Annotated in this window: 14 protein-coding genes; 8 read left to right on the top strand and 6 right to left on the bottom strand. The window is 71.6% G+C overall.

Going from position 1 to position 20378, the window contains the following annotated elements:
• Positions 1–135 precede the first annotated feature (135 nt).
• Entirely contained in the window at positions 136–600 is a 465-nt protein-coding gene (locus ACIQOV_RS01500; RefSeq protein ID WP_359908365.1) for a TraR/DksA family transcriptional regulator, read from the bottom strand.
• A 660-nt stretch (positions 601–1260) separates the two neighbouring features.
• Here ACIQOV_RS01500 and ileS point away from each other — a divergent pair.
• The gene (gene ileS, locus ACIQOV_RS01495; protein ID WP_359908368.1) at positions 1261–4392 is read left to right on the top strand and encodes an isoleucine--tRNA ligase; all 3132 of its coding nucleotides are present in this window, start codon (positions 1261–1263) and stop codon (positions 4390–4392) included.
• Positions 4393–4554: 162 nt separating this feature from the next.
• Here the strand turns inward: ileS and ACIQOV_RS01490 are convergent, their stop codons facing one another.
• From ACIQOV_RS01490 to ACIQOV_RS01475, 4 genes are all read right to left on the bottom strand, one after another.
• A complete protein-coding gene (locus ACIQOV_RS01490; RefSeq protein WP_401043599.1) occupies positions 4555–5760 on the bottom strand; it encodes a cytochrome P450 in 1206 nt (401 codons plus the stop codon).
• Between the two features lie 204 nt (positions 5761–5964).
• Positions 5965–7329 carry a hypothetical protein gene (locus ACIQOV_RS01485; RefSeq protein WP_401043597.1) on the bottom strand — a complete coding sequence of 455 codons (1365 nt, stop codon included), beginning with the start codon at positions 7327–7329 and terminating at the stop codon, positions 5965–5967.
• Positions 7326–8639 (bottom strand): phenylacetate--CoA ligase family protein, encoded by a 1314-nt coding sequence (locus tag ACIQOV_RS01480; protein ID WP_401043594.1) that lies wholly within the window; start codon positions 8637–8639, stop codon positions 7326–7328. Before ACIQOV_RS01480 ends, ACIQOV_RS01485 begins: the two co-directional genes overlap by 4 nt.
• A 278-nt stretch (positions 8640–8917) precedes the next feature.
• A complete protein-coding gene (locus ACIQOV_RS01475) occupies positions 8918–10156 on the bottom strand; it encodes an MFS transporter (RefSeq protein WP_401043592.1) in 1239 nt (412 codons plus the stop codon).
• 107 nt (positions 10157–10263) lie between these two features.
• Here ACIQOV_RS01475 and ACIQOV_RS01470 point away from each other — a divergent pair, with 107 nt between their 5' ends.
• A complete protein-coding gene (locus tag ACIQOV_RS01470) occupies positions 10264–10845 on the top strand; it encodes a GNAT family N-acetyltransferase (protein WP_380543862.1) in 582 nt (193 codons plus the stop codon).
• Positions 10846–10870: 25 nt separating this feature from the next.
• On the opposite strand, the gene ACIQOV_RS01465 is transcribed toward ACIQOV_RS01470, so the two are convergent.
• A complete protein-coding gene (locus ACIQOV_RS01465) occupies positions 10871–12541 on the bottom strand; it encodes a class I adenylate-forming enzyme family protein (RefSeq protein ID WP_401043589.1) in 1671 nt (556 codons plus the stop codon).
• Between the two features lie 214 nt (positions 12542–12755).
• Here ACIQOV_RS01465 and ACIQOV_RS01460 point away from each other — a divergent pair, with 214 nt between their 5' ends.
• From ACIQOV_RS01460 to ACIQOV_RS01435, 6 genes are all read left to right on the top strand, one after another.
• Positions 12756–13076, top strand: a complete 321-nt coding sequence (locus ACIQOV_RS01460; RefSeq protein WP_401043604.1) for a chorismate mutase family protein — start codon at positions 12756–12758, stop codon at positions 13074–13076.
• A 37-nt stretch (positions 13077–13113) separates the two neighbouring features.
• Positions 13114–15225, top strand: coding sequence for an aminodeoxychorismate synthase component I (gene pabB / locus ACIQOV_RS01455; RefSeq protein WP_401043586.1), 2112 nt, complete (start codon positions 13114–13116; stop codon positions 15223–15225).
• A complete protein-coding gene (locus tag ACIQOV_RS01450) occupies positions 15222–16118 on the top strand; it encodes a prephenate dehydrogenase/arogenate dehydrogenase family protein (RefSeq protein WP_401043584.1) in 897 nt (298 codons plus the stop codon). Before pabB ends, ACIQOV_RS01450 begins: the two co-directional genes overlap by 4 nt.
• Positions 16115–17365: an aminotransferase class I/II-fold pyridoxal phosphate-dependent enzyme gene (locus ACIQOV_RS01445; RefSeq protein ID WP_401043581.1), complete on the top strand. Its 1251-nt coding sequence runs from the start codon at positions 16115–16117 to the stop codon at positions 17363–17365. The genes ACIQOV_RS01450 and ACIQOV_RS01445 overlap by 4 nt, the downstream gene beginning before the upstream one ends.
• Positions 17362–18237, top strand: coding sequence for a N5-glutamine methyltransferase family protein (locus tag ACIQOV_RS01440; protein WP_401043579.1), 876 nt, complete (start codon positions 17362–17364; stop codon positions 18235–18237). Before ACIQOV_RS01445 ends, ACIQOV_RS01440 begins: the two co-directional genes overlap by 4 nt.
• A gap of 11 nt (positions 18238–18248) precedes the next feature.
• The coding region (locus ACIQOV_RS01435; protein ID WP_401043576.1) for an amidohydrolase at positions 18249–20378 on the top strand (2130 nt) is incomplete at its 3' end.

The raw sequence follows: 20378 nt of genomic DNA, 5'->3' as shown, positions 1-20378 counted from the left end.
CGCAGGAGGGGGAGGGTGGTGGGCCGGTGACAGCCTGCCCGCGTTCACGAACGCGTCAGGCGACGTTACTCGGGCGACGTTACGGGGTCGAGCGTACGGCAAGCCCGACCCCGCGCGTCGCTCCGGTCGCCCGGTTCAGCGGCGTTCCTGCTTGGCCTTGCACTGCACGCAGAGCGTCGCCCTGGGGAAGGCCTGCATCCGGGCCTTGCCGATGGCCTGCCCGCAGGACTCGCAGGTGCCGAAGCCGACGCCCTCCAGCCGATCCAGCGCGCGCTCGGTCTGGGCCAGGCTGTCCCGCGCGTTGTTGGCCAGCGCCAGCTCGCTCTCCCGCGAGATGTTCTTCGTACCGGCGTCCACCTGGTCGTCGCCGGCTCCGTCGTTGGAGTCGCGCATCAGGCCGGAGATGGCCGCCTCGGCGGCGCCGATCTCGGTCCGGAGCCGGTCCAGGTCGCTGATCAGCTCGTCGTGCAGCTCGTGGACCTCCTCGGCGGTCCACGGGTCCTCGCCGGGCCGGACCGGCAGCGTGGCCGGGTCCACCGACTCGGCGCCGCGCGGCGCGGTGACGGTGTCGGTGCTGCTCTTCGGTGCGGTAGTGGTCACGGGCCCCTCCCCTGGGTCGACCGCCACGGCCTTGCGTGCCCGCTTGGTGGCGGTGCCCGCGCCGGTTCCCTTCTCAGCCATGGCTTTCGACCCCATCTACGAACGAATCGAGCCGCCGGTTCCCGGCGGCTTCCAGTGCCGGAACGATAATCCCGATCAAAACCGGTCACAACATGACATACCGACGCCTCATAACGTTCCCACCCAGGCAGCCGTCCCAACCGTCACGCCCCGTGCGCTCAGAGATTTGTGCCCAGATCGACTCCGGCTAACCTCCCTCGGCGAACGCCCCCGGAACGCTCCCGGAGCGCCCCCGGAGTGCTCCGGACCGCCCACCGGGAAACGGTTTGGACAAACCGCCGCGCCCGGCCGATACACTGGCGGGGCAAGGCGCAGATGGGACGAGTACCGACGTACGCAGCCACCAGCGACCCGGGGACGGTGCGAGCCCGGGGGTGTGCACGACGGGAAGATCACCCCGGAGCCGCCGGAAGAACGGCCGCCGCGATGCCGCGGTGGCCCACTAGACCCGGCAGCAAGCCCAAACAAGAGGGCCGCGAACGCAGCACCGCGGCCAAGGAGGGTGGTACCGCGGGACGGCCGGGCCGTCTCGTCCCTCCGGAGGATCCAGTCCCGCATCCACCGGAGGTAGACGCCGCGATGGCCAGCTCCTACAACCCCGTCCCCGCGCAGGTGGATCTGCCTGCCCTGGAGCACCAGATCCTGTCCTTCTGGCAGGACAACAAGATCTTCCAGCGCAGCCTGGAGCAGTCCGAGGGCCGCCCCGAGTGGGTGTTCTACGAGGGCCCGCCCACCGCCAACGGCATGCCCGGCGCCCACCACATCGAGGCCCGCGTCTTCAAGGACGTCTTCCCGCGCTTCCGGACCATGAAGGGCTACCACGTCGCCCGCAAGGCCGGCTGGGACTGCCACGGCCTGCCGGTCGAGCTCGCCGTCGAGAAGGAGCTGGGCTTCTCCGGCAAGCAGGACATCGAGGCGTACGGCATCGCCGAGTTCAACGCCAAGTGCCGCGACTCGGTGACCCGCCACACCGACGCCTTCGCCGAGCTGACCACCCGCATGGGCTACTGGGTCGACCTCGACGAGGCCTACCGGACGATGGACCCGTCGTACGTCCAGTCCGTCTGGTGGTCGCTCCAGCAGATCTTCGACAAGGGCCTGCTGGTCCAGGACCACCGGGTCGCCCCCTGGTGCCCGCGCTGCGGCACCGGCCTGTCGGACCACGAGCTGGCCCAGGGCTACGAGACCGTGGTCGACCCCTCGGTCTTCGTCCGCTTCCCGCTCACCAGCGGCCCGCTGGCCGGCCGGGCCGCCCTGCTGGTGTGGACCACCACCCCGTGGACCCTGGTCTCCAACACCGCCGCCGCCGTCCACCCGGAGGTCACCTACGTGGTGGCCACCGACGGCGAGGAGCAGCTGGTCGTCGCCGAGCCGCTGGTCGCCAAGGCGCTCGGCGAGGGCTGGGAGACCACCGGCGAGTCCTTCACCGGCGCCGAGATGGAGCGCTGGGCCTACCGCCGCCCCTTCGACCTGGTCGAGATCGAGAACGCCCACTACGTCCTCAACGCCGACTACGTCACCACCGAGGACGGCACCGGCATCGTCCACCAGTCCCCCGCCTTCGGCGCGGACGACCTCGCGACCTGCCGCAAGTACGGCCTGCCGGTGGTCAACCCGGTGCTCGGCGACGGCACCTTCGCCCCCGAGGTCCCGCTGGTCGGCGGCCAGTTCTTCAAGAAGGCCGACGAGGCCCTGGTCGCGGACCTCAAGGAGCGCGGCCTGCTCTTCCGTCACCTGCCGTACGAGCACAGCTACCCGCACTGCTGGCGCTGCCACACCGCGCTGCTCTACTACGCGCAGCCGTCCTGGTACATCCGGACCACCGCCGTCAAGGACGCGATGATCCGCGAGAACGAGGCCACCAACTGGTTCCCGGACACGGTCAAGCACGGCCGTTTCGGCGACTGGCTGAACAACAACATCGACTGGGCACTCAGCCGCAACCGCTACTGGGGCACCCCGCTGCCGATCTGGCGCTGCGAGGAGGGCCACCTCACCTGCGTCGGCTCGCTGGCCGAGCTGTCCGAGCTCACCGGCACCGACCAGAGCGGCCTCGACCCGCACCGCCCGTACATCGACGCGGTGACCTTCGCCTGCCGCGACTGCGGCGGCACCGCCACCCGCGTGCCCGAGGTCATCGACGCCTGGTACGACTCGGGCTCGATGCCCTTCGCCCAGTACGGCTACCCGTACCAGAACAAGGAGCTGTTCGAGAAGCGCTACCCGGCGCAGTTCATCTCCGAGGCGATCGACCAGACCCGCGGCTGGTTCTACACGCTGATGGCGGTCGGCACCCTGGTGTTCGACAGGAACAGCTACGAGAACGTCGTCTGCCTGGGCCACATCCTGGCCGAGGACGGCCGCAAGATGTCCAAGCACCTGGGCAACATCCTCCAGCCGATCCCGCTGATGGACCAGCACGGCGCCGACGCCGTCCGCTGGTTCATGGCGGCCGGCGGCTCGCCCTGGTCGGCCCGCCGGGTCGGCCACGGCACCATCCAGGAGGTGGTCCGCAAGACCCTCCTCACCTACTGGAACACCGTCGCCTTCCAGGCCCTGTACGCCCGCACCTCGAACTGGGCGCCCTCGGCGAACGACCCGGCCCCGGCCGACCGCCCGCAGCTGGACCGCTGGGTGCTCTCCGAGCTGAACACCCTGGTCCGCGAGGTCGACGCGGCCTACGAGGCGTACGACACCCAGCGCGCCGGCAAGCTGCTGTCGGGCTTCGTCGACGACCTGTCCAACTGGTACGTCCGCCGCGGCCGCCGCCGCTTCTGGCAGGGCGACGCCGCCGCGCTCGCCACGCTGCACGAGGCGCTGGAGACGGTCACCCGCCTGATGGCCCCGCTCACCCCGTTCATCACCGAGCGGGTCTGGCAGGACCTGGTCGTCCCGGTCGCCCCGGAGGCCCCGGCCTCGGTGCACCTGGCCACCTGGCCGGAGGCCGACGAGTCGCTGATCGACACCGAGCTCTCCCGGCACATGGCGCTGGTCCGCCGCCTGGTCGAGCTGGGCCGGGCCACCCGCGCCGAGTCCGGCGTGAAGACCCGTCAGCCGCTCTCGCGCGCGCTGGTCGCCGCCCAGGGCTGGGAGGAGCTGCCGGCCGACCTGCGCGCGCAGATCGCCGAGGAGCTCAACGTCTCCACCCTGGAGTCGCTGGCGGAGGTCGGCGGTTCGCTGGTCGACACCAGCGCCAAGGCCAACTTCCGCGCGCTGGGCAAGCGTTTCGGCAAGGGCGTCCAGGACGTCGCCAAGGCGGTCGCCGCCACCGACGCCGCCCGCCTGGCCGCCGAACTGCGCGCCTCGGGCACCACCTCCGTCGAACTGAACGGTGAACCGATCACCCTCTCCCCCGACGAGGTGATCATCACCGAGACCCCGCGCGAGGGCTGGGCCGTCGCCAACGAGTCCGGCGCCACCGTCGCCCTCGACCTGGCCATCACCCCGGAGCTCAAGCGGCTCGGCATCGCCCGCGACGCCATCCGCCAGATCCAGGAGGCCCGCAAGAACTCCGGCCTGGACGTCGCCGACCGCATCGTCCTGCGCTGGCGCGCCACCTCGGAGGAGACCGCCGAAGCCATCGCCGAACACGGCCCCCTCGTCGCCGAGGAGGTCCTCGCCACCGACTTCGCCGCCGGTGCCGCCGACTGGGACTCCGAGACCTTCGCGGACGACTCCCTCGGCCTCGCCTTCCAACTCCGCAAGGCCTGACCCGCACCACCCCCGAACCGCGCCCAACGCCCCGGCCGGAGGCTCGGGTTGCCGCACGACCGACGTGCCGTCGTCCTCGCGCTGGTCGAAGACCTCGCCGGCCGTCAGGACGCACATTCCGGAGCCGATGCAGCGTTCGGCGTCCACGGTGATCCTCATCGATCACGCGTCCCAGGTGACGGGGAGGCTCTTCACCCCGTAGATGTCCGCGAGCTCCGGGCGCAGGGAGACCTCCTCGGGCGGTACGGCCAGGCGCAGCGTCGGGAAGCGGTCGAGCAGCGCGGGGAAGGCGACCCGCATCTCGATGCGGGCCAGCTGTTGGCCCAGGCACTGGTGGATGCCGTGGCCGAAGGCCAGGTGTCCGCCGTCCTGCCTCCGCAGGTCGAGCACATGGGGATCGGGGAAGCGCTCGGGATCGCGGTTGGCGGTGTTGAACGAGAGGATCACCCGCTCGCCGGCCCTGACGGTCCGGCCGCCGAGTTCGACGTCCTCCAGGGCCGTCCGCATGAAGGTCTTGGCGACGCTCAGGTACCGCAGCAGTTCCTCCACGGCCCGGTCGGCGAGCGCGGGATCGCCCCGCAGCGCGGCCAGTTGGTCCGGGTTGCGCAGCAGCGCGAAGGTTCCGAGGGCCAGCATGTTCGCGGTGGTGTCGAGACCGGCCGCGAGCAGGATCAGGCTGATCCCCTTCAGTTCCTCGTCGGTCAGATCGCTGTCGGTGAGGTCGCTGAGCACGTCGTCGGTGGGGTTGGCGCGCTTGGCGGCCACCAGCTCGGCCAGGTACTCCTGGGTCGAGGCGTAGGCCGCCATGAGGTCCTCGTCGCTCGTCTCCCCGTTCATGAACGAGTCGACCTGCTCCTGGAAGGAGCCCCGGTCCTCGTACGGCACCCCGAGCAGCTCGCAGATCACGATGGCGGGGATGGGCTTGGCGAACGCGGTCACCAGGTCCGTCGGAGGCCCGGCCGCCTCCATGGCGTCCAGGCGGGCGGTGGTGACCTGCTCGATGCGCTCGGTGAGCAGCCGCATCCGCCGTACGGTGAACTTGCCCGTCAGGGGCTTGCGGTAGCGGCTGTGCTGGGGCTCGTCCATGAGGACGAACTCCCCGGGCGGCGCCGGCGGGATCTGGAAGTCGCCGTAGTCGATGGTCGGGTGGAGCATCAGGTCCTTGCGCGAGCTGAACCTCGTGTCGGCCAGCACCGCCCTGACCAGGTCGTATCCGGTGACCAGCCAGCCGGGCCGTCCGCCGGGGAAGGTGTAGCGGCTCATCGGCGCGTGCCGGCGGGCGTCGATCAGCTCGGCGGGCGGGTCGAAGGGACAGCCGGGGCGGCGTGCCACCGGCATGGTCGTGACGGTGTGCGGGGATTCACCCATGGCCGTTCCTCGTTTCGCGTTGCCGCACGTTCGGATAACTGGAAAGCTACGGCTGTTTCTGGCTCGACGTCAATCGGATGAAACGCGTCTTCCCAGCTCAGTAACGGTAAATTGATGCAATGACGCTGAACTCGAACGCAATGGATCGTTGCAATGGATGAAGGTTAAGGCAATGTCGCGCCCGGGCTCGCTCACGCGTGCAGGTCAGGCCGGGTAGCTGAACACGGCGGTGAGCTGTGGCAGCGCGTCCCAGCCGACGACCGCGCTGCCGGCGGACTCGGACAGCGCACGGATGTAGGTGCCCGCGTACCCCTCGTCGGTCAGGTAGACGCCCCAGGTCGCGAGCCAGTCCCGCACCTCGCCGGTCTCCGCGTCCTGCACCGGCTCCGGCTGCGCCGGGGCCTTGCGCTGCACCAGGAAACGTCGTCGGTCGCACTCCGTCAGGGCCCGCCGCCAGTCCCCGTCGGACGTCTCCCAGCCGGCGACGATGCCGCCGCCGCGCGCGTCGTTGTTCGGCTTGAGGATCAGTTCCTCCCGATGGGCGCGGCAGTAGTCGATCAGATCGACCACGTCGCCGTCCACCTCGACCGTGCCCTCGGCCATCGACCGCGTCCACGGCAGCATTCCGTCGATCAGGGCCAGCTCCTCCTCGGCCAGGGCGGCCCGGAACCGGGGGTCGTGCAGCATCGGCAGGATGCCCTTGTTGCCGTGCAGGTCGGTACAGATCGGGGTCAGCTGCACGGTCCGGCCCTCCTCGTGGGCGCGGAAGACCGGCTCCATGGCCCCGGCGACCTCGGGGTCGGCGAGGATCTGGTCCACCGACACGTAGCGGAGGATCACGTCCACCGGGGTGCCGTCCAGGTGGATCTTCCCGCCCGGCGAGCTCAACTCGCCCACCTCGGCCAGCCGGAGGTCGATTCCCTTGCCCCGCATGTACTCCTGGAAGGGCAGCATGTACTTCCGGTACTGGGCCACCCGGCCGTTGCTCTCCAGCATCACGACCACCGGCGTGCCGGCGGCGGACACGCTCTCGGCGCAGCGGGTGAGCATGCGGGCGATGCCCGCCCCGATGTCGGGGTAGGTCAGCCGGTGCTTCTCGGCGAACTCCCGGAACCTGGGCACGTCCATCAGCGCCCGCGGGATGTCGCCGGTCCGTTCCATGCCGCCGAGGTCGGCGCCGATGTTGAACTCCAGCAGTCGCCAGGAGTCGCCGTCACGGTGCAGGTCGGCCCGGCCGTACGGGATCGGCGGCACGAGTCCGTTCCGGCGGACGAGCTCCACCGACCGGCGGTCGAGCCCGAGCGCCTCGCCGTAGGCGAACACGTCGCCACCGTGGAGCCTGCCGGGCAGGGAGACGATCAGGTCGTGGAACCGCATGAGCCGGTCGGCGACGCCGCGGATCGCGGTCTCCTCGACGAACAGTGGCCGGCCGAGCACCCGCCCGTCGAAGGCCGCGGTGAAGTGCGGCGGGAACCGCAGGTGGTCGACGACCCCGCGCAGGCCGTCGCGCCCCTCGGCGGCGCATTCGTCCAGGTAGGACCGGGTGACGGGGCAGGGGTTCCGGTTCATGCGGTGACCGTTCGCTGGTAGAGGGTGGGCACCTTGCCGCGCTCGGTGCGCTCGAAGTCGCCGCGCTCGACGTGCTCCACGGTGAACCCCAGGCAGCGCGGGCCGGTGACGATCTGGTTGAGCTCGACGGTGTCCGCGAAGGCCGCGACCACCGCGTCGACGGTGATGTCCCCGGGTGTGCTCGGTGACAGCAGCAGCCGTACCCGGTACCGGTTGACGGTCCAGAGCACCTGAAACTGGCAGTCGGCGGGATCGGTGATGCCCAACCGGGCGAGCCGCGACATCAACTGGTCGGCGGAGACGGTCTCGGAGTCCACGTTCAGCGACTGCCGGGCCCGGCCGAGCAGGGTGAGCACGGAGGCCTGGCTGCCGCAGCGGCACGGCTGGGTGCTCAGCCGGCCCCGGTCGCCGATGGCGTAGCGGAACAGGGCCATGCCGGTGTCGCTCAGCGGCGTGACCAGGACCTCGCCCTCCTCGCCGGCGGCCACGGCGAGCCCGGTCTCCTCGTCGACGATCTCCACCACCATCGCGTCCTCGTGCACGTGGTGGTCGTTGCCGGACAGCCACTGGCACTGGTAGCCGATGGGCCCGGTCTCGGTGGTGGAGTAGGCCAGCGAGCGGACCGTCAGTCCGGGCAGGGCGGCGGTGAGCGCCGCGGTGCGGCTGGCGCCGAGGCTCTCCCCGATGTAGAGGTAGGTCCGCATCGAGGCGAGCAGGTCCGGGGGCTTTCCGGTGAGCAGGTCCACCCCGTACCCCGGTGGCGCGGCCAAGGTGTCGATCGCGTGCTCGGAGATCATCTTCGCCGTCTCCGCGACGCTGGTGACGTTGCCCAGGGGGTACACCCGCGCGCCGAGCAGCCGAGCGACCTCCTGGGTGAAGAGGAAGGATCCGTTGAGTTCGGCCCCGTAGAGGCAGTTCGCCACCCGGCGGGGCGGCTCGGGCAGGGTCGCGCGCAGCCCGCGCGCGCCGAGCGCGGACACCTGCTCGTTGAACGCCCAGGAGTGGTACATCATCTTGACCTTGCTGGAGGTCCCGCTCGAACGAAGCACCATGCCGGGCTGGTCGCCGTCGATCAGGAACTCCACCGAGTGCGGCGGACAGCCGTCGGCCAGCGCGGACGGGGTCAGCACGGGCAGTTCCGGCAACCGGTCCAGGCTGTGCACGGAGTCGAGCCCGGGCCAGCGGCGCAGCACCGCGGGCGTGCGCCGGGCCGCGGTCACCAACCGCGTGAAGTTGTGCGCCCGCAGTCGCTCGATCTCCTCCCGGCTGATGGCGTCCAGGTCGGCGGCGAGCCGAATGCCGGTGTTCATCGGGAACCTCCGTTGTGTGCTGATCTCGTCGCGCACGATCACCGTGCCTGCCCGGACGGCTCCGCGCGGCGCAACGCGTCCTTGCTCGGGGGGCCGCTGCCGCCGGTGCGATTCCGGCGCGGCCCCGGCGCCGACGGGCCGGCCGCACCGGGCATTCGGTTGGTCCCATTCCCATTCCGTCGACGCCCGAACACTAGATTCCGTCGGACGACCGGACGACCGGCTTCTTTGCGTTATGGGGCGGCATTTCTTGCTGAGGGCCGCATTTGTTGCGCGAATTATCCGACCCTCGACGGGAGGCGTTCCGGTTCGTCCAACTCCCGCCAAACCCGGAACACGAACGGCCACAGCGAAACGAGCAGGCAGAGCCCGCCGAGCACGAGCACCGCGGCGGTCGGCCCGACCGCGTCCAGCAGCACCCCGGCCAGCAGCAGTCCCAGCGGCATGGCCGCGTTGGCCGAGGCGTGGAACGCCGCGAACACCCGGCCGCGCAGCCCCTCGGGCACCCGGGCGTACTTGACCGCGGCGATCACCGGGTTGATCGGGCCGTTCGCCATCATGCAGGCCGAGACCACCAGCACCAGCAGCACCGGGTGCGGGTCGGCCGCCACGGCCAGGAAGACGGGCGCGCCGGAGACCAGGGAGCAGATCGCGAACACCCGCCACCGACGGCCGCCGTCGCCCAGCCAGCCGTACAGCGCCGTGCCCAGGATGCTGGCGCCGCTGGACGCGGCGATCAGCACGCCGACCAGCGTGCTGTCGTGCCACACGGTCAGTCCGTAGGCGGGCAGCAGCACCGAGAGCAGCCCGACGGTGAGGGCGTTCAAGGCCGCGCACTGCACGCCGATGACCAGCAGCAACCGGTCGCGCCGGAAGTGCTCGGCGGCCTGCTTGAGCTCCCGCAGGTAGCCGTGCGCGCCGCCGGCCGGCTCACGCCCGGCGGCGGCCGCGGGCCGGACCAGGAGGCCCACCAGCGCCGCCGCGGTGAGCAGCGCCGCGCCGTCGGCCAGCAGGACCCAGGTGGGTCCGATCAGCCCGATCAGAATGCCGCCGAGCGGCGCGCCGAGCAGGTCTCCGGTGCGCAACGCGGACTCCTCCGCGCTGGTGCCCCGCTCGACGCGGACGCCGGTCGCGGCCAGGACGGCGGGCAGCAGCACCTGTTTGGCGCTGCGGGAGGGTGCTCGACCGGCGCCGATCCCGAACACCAGGACCACGAGCACCGGCAGCGACAGCAGGTCCAGTGCTTCCGCGGCCGGGATCGCGAGCACCGCGACGGAGGCCGCCAGGTCGGCCATGATGCTGCCGCGCCACGCGCCGTACCGGTCCAGCAGCGGGCCGACCAGCACCACCGAGAGGACCAGCCCGAGCGTTTCGGCGGCGGCCACGGCCCCGGTCTGGAGGCCGCTGCCGGTTCTGGACAGCACGAACCAGGGAAGGGCGATCATCGTCATCGTCGCGCCGCACGAGGACACGCCGCACGCGGCGACGAGTGCGAACAACGGCAGGCGACGGATCACCGGCGTACTCCGCGGAACAAAGTGTTCACGATTCCCCTAAATGCCGATTTTCGGATGCTAGTATCCGCTGGACCATTCATCGAATAATCCAATTCGGAGTCTCACCCGTGGATCCTGTTGTCACTGACCGGCTGGTGCTGCGTTCCTTCACCGAGGCGGATATCGACGACCTGCACGACATCCAGCGCCGTCCGGACGTGACCCGGTACCTGCTGTGGGACGCCCGCACCCGCGAGGAGACGCGCACCGCGCTGGCCACCAGGATCTCGGAGTCCGAGCTGGCCGGGGAGGGCGACAACCTGGCCGTCGCGGTGGAGCTGCGCGAGTCCGGCCGGCTCATCGGCGAGTTCAACCTGGACTGGCTGAGCGCCGAACTGGGCCGCGCCGAGATCGGTTTCGTGATGAACCCCGACCACGGCGGCCGCGGGTACGCCACCGAAGCCGGCCGCGAGGTGCTGCGGCTGGCGTTCGAGCGGTACGGCTTCCACCGGGTGGTCGGCATGTGCAACGGGAACAACGTTTCGTCGATGCGGCTGATGGAGCGTCTCGGCATGCGTCGGGAGGCGTTCTTCGTGCAGGGCGAGATGCTCAAGGGGCAGCGGGCGGACCTGGCCGTGTACGCGATGCTGGGCACCGAGTGGGCCGGCGCGGACGTCATCGCCGAGGGAACTCCGGTCGCCCGGGGATGACGTCCGCACGTCGTGGTGGTCGCCCCTAGAGGGTGGTGGCCACCGCGGCGGGGTCGCTCGCGCGGAGGTAGTCCGCGAGCGTGTCGTAGCGTTCACGGAGCTGACGCTTGAGCACCTTGCCGGTGACGCCCTGCGGGATGTCGGTGACGGAGCGGGTCAGTTCGAGCACGGCCAGCGTGGGGTGGCCGGCCGCGCCGAGCACGGTGTTGGCCGAGGCGAGCAGCTGCGACGGGTCGAGGTGCTCGCCGTGGGCGGCGACCAGTGCCACCGCGACCGTGTTCCCGCCGTGCCGGCCGGCCACGACCGTGCAGTCCACGATCACCGGCAGCTCGTTGAGCAGGAGTTCCTCCATCTGCACCGAGTGCGCGGGGCCCGCCGCGGTCTCGATGGTGTCCACCGCCCGGTCCACCTGGTAGAAGTCGCCGGCCTCGTCCTGGTACGCCAGGTCGCCGGACAGCCAGTACCCGGACAGCCGGCTGCGGTAGGTGGTGTCGGAGTCGTTCCAGTACCCCGCGGTGATGGTGGGGCCCTTGGCGCCCAGCAGTCCGATCTCGCCGCGGTCGGCCGCGGTGCCGTCCCGGCGCAGCACGACGACCTCGGACAGCGCGTCGGGACGGCCGATGCAGCGGTCGTTGCGCTGTGAGGCCAGCGAGCGCGGCTGCACCATCAGGCCCCAGCCCAGTTCGGTGGCGCCGAAGCGGTCGTAGAACACCGCGGAGGGCAGCTCGGGGTCGCGCTTGCCCAGGATGGCCTTGAGGTGGGCCTCGTGGATGGCGTCGCCCATGGTCACCCAGCTGTCCACCGAGTCGACCGCGCCGTCGGCGACCTCGACGTCGGCCAGTTCCGTGAACGCGTGCGCGAAGGCCATCACCGTGGTCGGCCGGTACCGGCGGATGGCGTCGACCAGGTCGGCGCCGGTGGGGTCGTAGTGGGCGACCATGGGCGTGCCGGCCAGGACGGCGTAGTTGACGTACACCACCGAGCCCAGGTGCGACTGCGGCTGCGCGGCCATCATCAGGTCGTCGGGCGAGTCCAGGTAGTCGGTGAGCCGGAACCGCGGGCCGGCGACGCTGGACGCGTGCGTCTGCACCACCGGCTTGGGGAAGCCCGTGGTGCCCGAGGAATGCAGGATCGAGACCGGGTCGTCGGGCGCGTGCCGGAACCGCGCGGCGGCGGCCAGCTCGGCCTGGGGCGGCGCGGGCACGTCCTCGGCCAGGACGACCCAGCGCGAGCCCGGCAGTTCGGCGAGCTCGGGGCCGAGGAGGTCGCGCCGGCCGCGGGTCGTGTACACGCCGACCGGCTCGGTGCGCCGGATCAGTTCGAGCGCGTTCTCCTTGGGGGCCTTGCTGTTGATCAGCACCGCGATCGCGCCGATGGTCGCCAGCGCGTGCAGGTGGACCGAGTACGCGAAGGAGTCCTCGATGTGGACCGCGACCCGGTCCCGGGGCCGCACGCCCCGGTCGAGGTACCAGACCGACCAGCTCTGCACGAGCCGGTCCAGCCCGCGGAGGCTGAACTCGGTCGTCGTCCCGCCGTCGCAGGTGGCGACCGGCCGGCCGGTGGCGATGAACGGCAGGTCCGGGTTCGGGCTGACGGCCAGCGCCGACTCCAGGACGTTCCCGCCCCCGAGACGGGGATCCGCGGCGAGCTTCGCACGTGACTCGGCGGACAGCAGGGTTCGAGCGGACAAGGTCATCGGCGCGCCTTCCGGTGATGGTTTCCGGGAACCGATCGTCCGTGGACGTGCCGGAAGCGACAAGGTCTTTCTTGCGCATGTGGACCTCGGTTGTTGCGCGAGACCGCGTTTGTTGCCGCAACCGCCGCGCGGGCTCCTGCGGACCGCCGTTGGCAGGTACATCTGGAAGAGCCCTTCGGTGGGCGAGACGATCACGAGGAGATTCCAGGTGACCATGGGGGATTCGGCGGCACGATCCGGCGGAGCGGACCGTCGACTCGAGGAACTGCGGGGCGAACTGGACGGCATCGACGCCCGTCTGCTGGACGTGCTGCGCGACCGGATCGACGTCTGTGTGCGCGTCGCCCACCACAAGAGGGAGCACGGCGTCCCGATGATGCAGCCGCACCGCATCGGCATCGTGCAGGAGCGGGCCGCGCGGTACGGCGAGCGCAACGGGATCGACCAGGACTTCCTGCGCCGGCTGTACGACCTGATCATCGCCGAGACCTGCCGGGTCGAGGACCTGGTCATGGGCAACACCCCGGCGACCTAGGCACCACGGCCACACTGAAGGAAGGACAGACCGGGCAATGCGGATGTTGCTGATCGACAACTACGACTCGTTCACCTACAACCTGTACCAGCTGCTCGGCGAGGTGACCGGCCGGGCGCCGGTCGTGGTGCGCAACGACGCCGAATTCCCGGCGGAGCGGATGGCCGAGTTCGACGGCATCGTGGTGTCCCCCGGGCCCGGCCGGCCCGACCGGGCCCGTGACTTCGGCATCAGCTCCCGCGCCGTCCTCGACTCGGGACGGCCGGTGCTCGGCGTGTGCCTCGGCCACCAGGGCATCGCGAACCTGTTCGGCGGCACGGTCGGCCTCGCGCCCGAACCCATGCACGGCCGCAGCTCGCTGGTGCACCACACCGGCGACGGCGTCTTCGCCGGGCTGCCCACGCCGTTCTCGGTGGTGCGCTACCACTCGCTGACCGTCACCGACCTGCCCGAGGTGCTCGAACGCACCGCGTGGACCGAGGACGGCGTGCTGATGGGCCTGCGCCATCGGACGGACCCGCTGTGGGGCGTCCAGTTCCACCCCGAATCCATCAGCAGCGAGCACGGCAGGCTGCTGCTGGCGAACTTCCGCGACCTCGCGATGGACGCGCGCCCCGCTCCGGCCGTCGCCCCGCCTCCACCGGCCGTGCGGCCGACGCCCGCTGACGCCACGCCGGATCTGCGCCTGCACGTGCGCGAGGCGGCGCACGAGCCGGACCCGGACGCGGCGCACCGGGAACTGTTCTCCGGCTCCACCCGCAGCTTCTGGCTGGACAGCAGCGAGACCCGCCACGAACGCTCGCGGTTCTCGATCATGGGCGACGACAGCGGACCGCTGGCCGAGTACGTCTCCTACGACGTCGGCCGGCGGCTGGTCACCGTCACCCACGCGGACGGCCGGGTCGAGGAGGTCCACCGGGACTTCTTCGGCTACCTCCAGGACAGTCTGGCCGCGCGGTCGCTGCCGACACCGGACGGTCTGCCGTTCGACTTCAACCTGGGCTACGTCGGTTACCTGGGCTACGAGTTGAAGGCCGAGACCGGTGGCTCCCGGGCACATCGGGCCGACACCCCCGACGCCGCTCTGCTGTTCGCCGACCGCGCGCTGGTCGTCGACCACGTGGAACACCGGTCGTACCTGCTGGCGTTGAGCACGCCGGAGCACGAGGCGGCCGCGCTCGACTGGCTGGACGGGACGGCGGCTCGGCTGTCCCGGCTCGACGGGTCCGCCGTGGACGATTCGGGCCGGACGGGTGTGCTGGCCGGCGCCGAGGCCGCCGACATGGCCGGCTGGGAGACCGCCCGTCCGCGCCACGACCGCGAGGGCTACCTCAAGCGGATCGAGGACTGCCTCGACGAGATCCGGCTCGGCGAGTCCTACGAGATCTGCCTGACCAACACGGTCACCGTGGACGAGAGGATCGATCCCCGGCACACCTACTCCCGGCTGCGCCGGATCAGCCCGGTGCCCTACGGGGCCTTCCTGGACTTCGCCGAGGTCGCGGTGCTCAGCGCGTCGCCGGAGCGGTTCCTGCGGATCGGCGCCGACGGCGTCGTGGAGTCCAAGCCCATCAAGGGAACCCGGCCCCGCGGCGGCACTCCCGACCAGGACGAGCTGCTCAAGCTGGACCTCTCCACGCACGAGAAGGACCGCGCGGAGAACCTGATGATCGTCGACCTGGTGCGCAACGACCTGAACACGGTGTGCGAGATCGGCTCGGTGCACGTCCCGGTGCTGTTCGACGTGGAGACGTACGCGCCGGTGCACCAGCTGGTCTCCACCGTCCGCGGCACGCTGCGGGCGGAGGAGAGCGCGGTCGGCTGCGTGCGCGCGGCGTTCCCCGGCGGCTCCATGACCGGTGCGCCGAAGGTGCGCACGATGGAGATCATCGACCGGCTGGAGGAGGGGCCGCGCGGCGTCTACAGCGGTTCGCTGGGCTGGTTCGCCCTGTCCGGCGCCGCGGATCTGAGCATCGTGATACGGACCCTGGTCGCCACCGACGAACGGATGAGCTTCGGCGTCGGCGGCGCGATCGTGGCGCTGTCGGACCCCGACGAGGAGTACGAGGAGACCGTGGTGAAATCGCGCGCGGTGCTCACCGCGGTCGCGGCGACGGCGCTGCGCCCCGCGCTGGGAGGACTGGCATGAGCGGGGCCGGAGTTCGGTCGCTGCGGCGTTGTCTGGTGGCGGGCGGCGCCGGCGCGGTCGGCGGCATGTTCGCCTCGTTGCTGGCCGGTTCGGGCGCCGAGGTCGTCGTGGTGGACCCGGCCGGTGGCGACCTCGCCGGGGACATCACCTCGCCCGGTGACGCCCTGGTCGCGGAGCTGGGCACGGCGGATCTGGTGCTGCTGGCGGTGCCCGAGCGCACGGGGCTGGCCGCGATCCCGCTCATCGCTCCGCACCTGCGTCCCGGTGCGCTGCTGGTGGACACACTGTCCGTGAAGGACGCCGTGGTGACCGCGCTCCAGGGCGTCGAAGGCGTGCAGGCCGTCAGCCTGAACCCGATGTTCGCGCCGGCCCTGGGCATGCCCGGCAAGCCGGTCGCCACCGTCGTGGTGCACGACGGGCCGGCCGCGGCCGAACTGCTGCGCCTGCTCGCCGAGTGGGGCGGCCGACCGGTGCTGCTCGACGCCGAGCGGCACGACCGGCTCACCGCCGCCGCGCAGGTGCTCACCCACGCCAGCGTGCTCGGTTTCGGGCTGGCGCTGGAGGAACTCGGCACCGACATCGGCGAACTCGGCGTGATCGCCCCGCCGCCGCACGCGACCATGCTGGCCCTGCTGGCCAGGATCGCCTCCGGGACACCGGAGGTGTACTGGGACATCCAGGTCGCCAATCCCGACGCCGCGCGGGCCCGCGGTGCGCTGGCCGCGTCCGTGCGCCGACTGGCCGACCTGATCGACGGCGGCGACGAAGCCGGGTTCGCCGCGGCGCAGGGCCGGCTGCGCGACCATTTCGGCACCGCCCTGGACGAGCACCGCGACACCTGCGCCCACCTGTTCGACGCCCTGTCCGCGTCCACCCGAATCGAGGCGACATGATCCATCCGCAGCAGGAGACACAGCCGGCCAACTGGGTCGAGTCCCGCATCAACAAGACGTCCGACTCCCTGGACGTGGCGTTCGAGCAAGGCCTGACCGGGCACGTGGTCACCGGCCGCAAGCCCGGCAAGGTGGTCTGCCTGGCGGACGGCACCGAGGCGCTGGAGTTCGTGTCCTGCTCCTACCTGGGTCTGGAGGAGCACCCCGCGCTGGTGACGGCCGCCGAGGAGGCGCTGCGCCGCTTCGGCGTGCACCTGTCGACCTCCCGCAACCGGATGCGCCCGCACTACCTCGGCGAGTTGGAGGACCTGCTCTCCACGGTGTACCGCGGCAACAAGGTCGTCCCCTTCACCTCCGTCGGAACCGTCCACCTGGGCCTGCTGCCGCTGCTCGGCGCCGGCGCGCTGCCCAGCTACCCGATCGCGCCCGGCGGCGCGACCTTCCTGGTGGACCGGACCGCGCACTCCTCGATGCAGGTGCTGCGGGGGGTCCTCGACCAGATCGGCCCCGCGCGCCGGTTCGACCTGGAGACGCCCGACTCGCTGGAGTCCGCGCTGCGCGACGCCCGTCGCGACGGGCGCACGCCGATCGTGCTGATCGACGGCGTCGGCTCGATGGGCGGTCTGATCGACGTCGCCGGGATCCTGGAGGCGCTGGCGCCCCACGGGGGACACCTCTACATCGACGACGCGCACGGCATCTCCGTCGCGGGCGAGCACGGCGCCGGCTACGCCTTCGAGGCGCTCGGCGACCGGCTGCCGCCCAACGTGGTCATCGCCGGCTCGCTGTCCAAGGCGTTCGGCGGCTGCGGCGGGTTCGCGGTGGTGCCGAGCGAGGACGACGTGCGTGTGCTGCGCAAGTTCGCGAACCCGCTGGTCTTCGGGCACTCGATCATGCTGCCGATGCTGGCCGCGAACGTCGCCTCGGCCCGGCTGCACCTCGACGGCGAGGTCGCCGCGTTGCAGGAGCGGCTGTGGCGCAACACCGAGGTGTTCGACGAGCTGACCGGCAACCGGCTCGTCAACGCCGGTCTGCGGTCCCCGGTGCGCGGTGCGCACTTCGACACCGAGGAAGCGGCCTTCCGCGCGGCCACCACGCTGAAGGAGGCCGGGGTGCTCATCCTGCCGGCCTTCTTCCCCACCGTGGCCAAGGGCACCGGTCTGATCCGCTTCGCCCTGTCCTCGCTGCACGAACGCGGCCATCTGGAGACGGCCGCGAACATCCTGGAAGGAGTCCGGAACGGATGACCGCCGAGACTGGTGAACCGACGCTGGGTGCGTTCCTGACGGACGCCGAGAAGACCCTCGCCGAGGCCGGCGCCTGGCAGCCGCGCGGGGACGCCGAGAAGCTGGCCGAGTACGTGCTGGGCCGCGCCGTGGAGCGGCTGCCCCTCGACGCCACGCTCGGCCGGGAGGATCTGGCCCGGCTGCGGGAGCTGGTCGCCCGCCGGGCCGACCGCACGCCGGTGGAGTACCTGACCGGCCGTGCCGTGCTCGGCGGTGTCGAGGTCGCGGTGGGTCCGGGCGTCTTCGTGCCCCGCAAGCACACCGAGCCGCTGCTGGCCTGGGGGCTGGACGTGGTGAGCGGGGTGTCCAAGCCGCTCGCGGTGGACCTGTGCACCGGATCGGCGGCGATCGCCCTGGCGGTCGCGCACGCCCGGCCGGACGCGACCGTGCACGCCATCGAGCTCGACCCGGTGGCCCTGACCTGGGCGCGCCGCAACGCCGCACGGCAGGCGGAACTCGGCGACACCCCGATCATCCTGCACGCCGGCAATGTCACCGACGCCGCGATGTTCGCCGACCTGGACGGCACGGTGGACCTGCTGCTGGCCAATCCGCCGTTCGTGGTGGACGGCGTCGTGCTGCCGCCGGAATGGCAGGAGCACCAGCCGTGGCCCGCGCTGTTCGGCGGCCAGGACGGACTGGTCGTGATCCGCGCGGTGGTGGCGGCCGCCACCCGGCTGCTGCGTTCCGGCGGCGGCGTCGCGATCGAACACGACGACGAGCAGGCCGACGTGGTCATGTCCCTGCTGCGGGAACAGGACGCCTTCACCGGCATCAGCTACGGCGTGGACCACTGGGGCACCCCCCGGTACACCACCGCGCGCAGAAAGTAACGAGGAAGACCATGGAACACACGTCACCATCCGAGAGGCTCTCCCGCCGGCAGGTGCTGCGCGGCGGCGCGGTCGTCGCGGGCGCGGGCGCGCTGTGGCTGACCGCCGGCGCGGTGCCCGCGTCCGCGCAGACGCCGCAGCCGAACGGCCGTCCCGGTGAGAGCAGCGTGACCGTGCGGGACAGCGCCAACGTCGGGGTCGCGGTGTCCCCCGACGGCCGCCGGCTCGCGGTGGACATCGCCGGCGGCATCTGGCTGCTGCCGGCCGCGGGCGGCCGGGCCCAGCGGATCACGCCGGAGGAGCACGACGCGACCCGGCCGCACTGGTCGCCCGACGGGCGCCGGATCGTGTTCCAGTCCTTCCTCGACACCGCCTACGACGTGTGGACGATCAACGCCGACGGCACCGGGCTCACCCGGCTCACCACCGGCTGGGGCTTCGACCTGGAGCCGCGCTTCTCGCCCGACGGCAAGCAGGTGGCGTTCGCCTCCGACCGCGACCACGTCAGCCGGATCTGGGTGCTGGACCTCGCGAGCGGGCAGCAGCGCGCCGTCACCGACGCCGACGAGGTGCACGCGGCCCCGGTGTGGTCCCCGGACGGCACGAAGCTCGCCTACGTCGTCGGTGACGGCGCCATCGAGGAGTTGGACCTGGGTTCGGGCCTGCGCAGGCAACTGCCCGGCGTACCCGGCGACGCCATGGTGTCCTCGCCGGTCTACGCACCGGACGGCCAGGTCAGCTACCTGAGCGCGGGCGGCACCGGGACCACGATGATGCTCGGGGCCAAGGCGATCGTGACCGGCGAGGACCTGCCGCCGCTGCCGGTGTCGTGGACCTCGGCGCAGGAGTTCGTCTACAGCTCCGGCGGCCGGCTGCGCCGCCGCTCGCTCTCCGGGGCCGTGCGGGAGATCCCGTTCACCGCCGAACTGCCGTACTCGGCGCGGAACTACCAGCGCAAGCGGCGGAACCTCGTGTCGGACGCGTCGCGCCGGGCGAAGGGCATGGCCGACCCCGCGGTGTCGCGGGACGGCAAGCAGGTGGCGTTCCGCGCGCTGAACGCGCTGTGGCTGCTGCCGATCGGCGGCAGGCCCCGCAAGGTCGTGGACGACGGGTTCTTCGCGGCCGATCCGGACTTCGCGCCCGACGGCAGGTCCCTGGTCTACGTCAGCGACCGCGCCGGCACCGCCAACCTGTGGCGGCTGGACCTGGCGACCGGGCGCTCCGACCGGCTCACCGATCTGCCCGGCGGCCAGCTCGCGCCGCGGTTCTCCCCGGACGGCGCGAAGATCGCCTACCAGGACGAGTCCGGTCAGACCTGGGTGTTCGACGTCGCCGACCGCTCGGTGCGCCAGGTGCTGCCCGCGCTCTACCAGCCGGGCCGGCCGACCTGGTCGCCGGACGGCGGCAGGATCGCGCTGGCCGCGCTGATGCCGTACTCCAAGCGAACCTCGAACGGCAACAACCAGGTGCTGACCGTGGACCTGGCCGACAACAAGGTCCGGTACCAGGAGATCGCGCCGGACCGGTCGATCAGCACCCGCGACAACGACGGCCCGCTGTGGACCTCCGACGGCCGGCACCTGGTGTTCGGCGCGGAGAGCCTCGCCTGGCGGGTCCCGGTGGCCGCCGACGGCACCATCACCGGCGAGCCGCAGCAGCTGACCGACGAGGTCACCGACTCGCTGTCGATCAGCGCGGACGGCACCGTCGTCTACCTGTGCAACGGCGTGCTGCGCACCGTCGGGCCCGACGGCGGCGCGGCCCGCACGATCACCGCCGACCTCACCTACCGTCCGGTACGGGTCAGCGAGCCCACGGTCGTGCGCGCGGGCGCGCTCTGGGACGGTTCCTGCGAGCAACTGCGCCGCGACGTCGACATCGTGGTGCGCGGCGCGACGATCGAGGCGGTGCTGCCCAGGGGCGGCGGCGTGCCCAGCGGCGCGCGGATCGTGGACGCCTCCGGGCTGACGGTGATGCCCGGCCTGATCGACACCCACAACCACTGGAACATGCGCGGCAAGCAGTGGGGCGACCGGCAGGGGCGGCTGTGGCTGTCCTACGGCGTGACCACGAGCAAGTCGCCCGGTGACCTCGCGTACCAGATGGTGGAGAACCGGGAGGCGATGGAGGCCGGCACCAGG

Source organism: Kitasatospora sp. NPDC091257 (assembly GCF_044757675.1).
GTDB classification, from domain to species: Bacteria; Actinomycetota; Actinomycetes; order Streptomycetales; family Streptomycetaceae; genus Kitasatospora; species Kitasatospora lactacystinica.
Note: the sequence above shows the minus strand (reverse complement) of the source record. Positions and strands in the feature narration are given on the sequence as shown.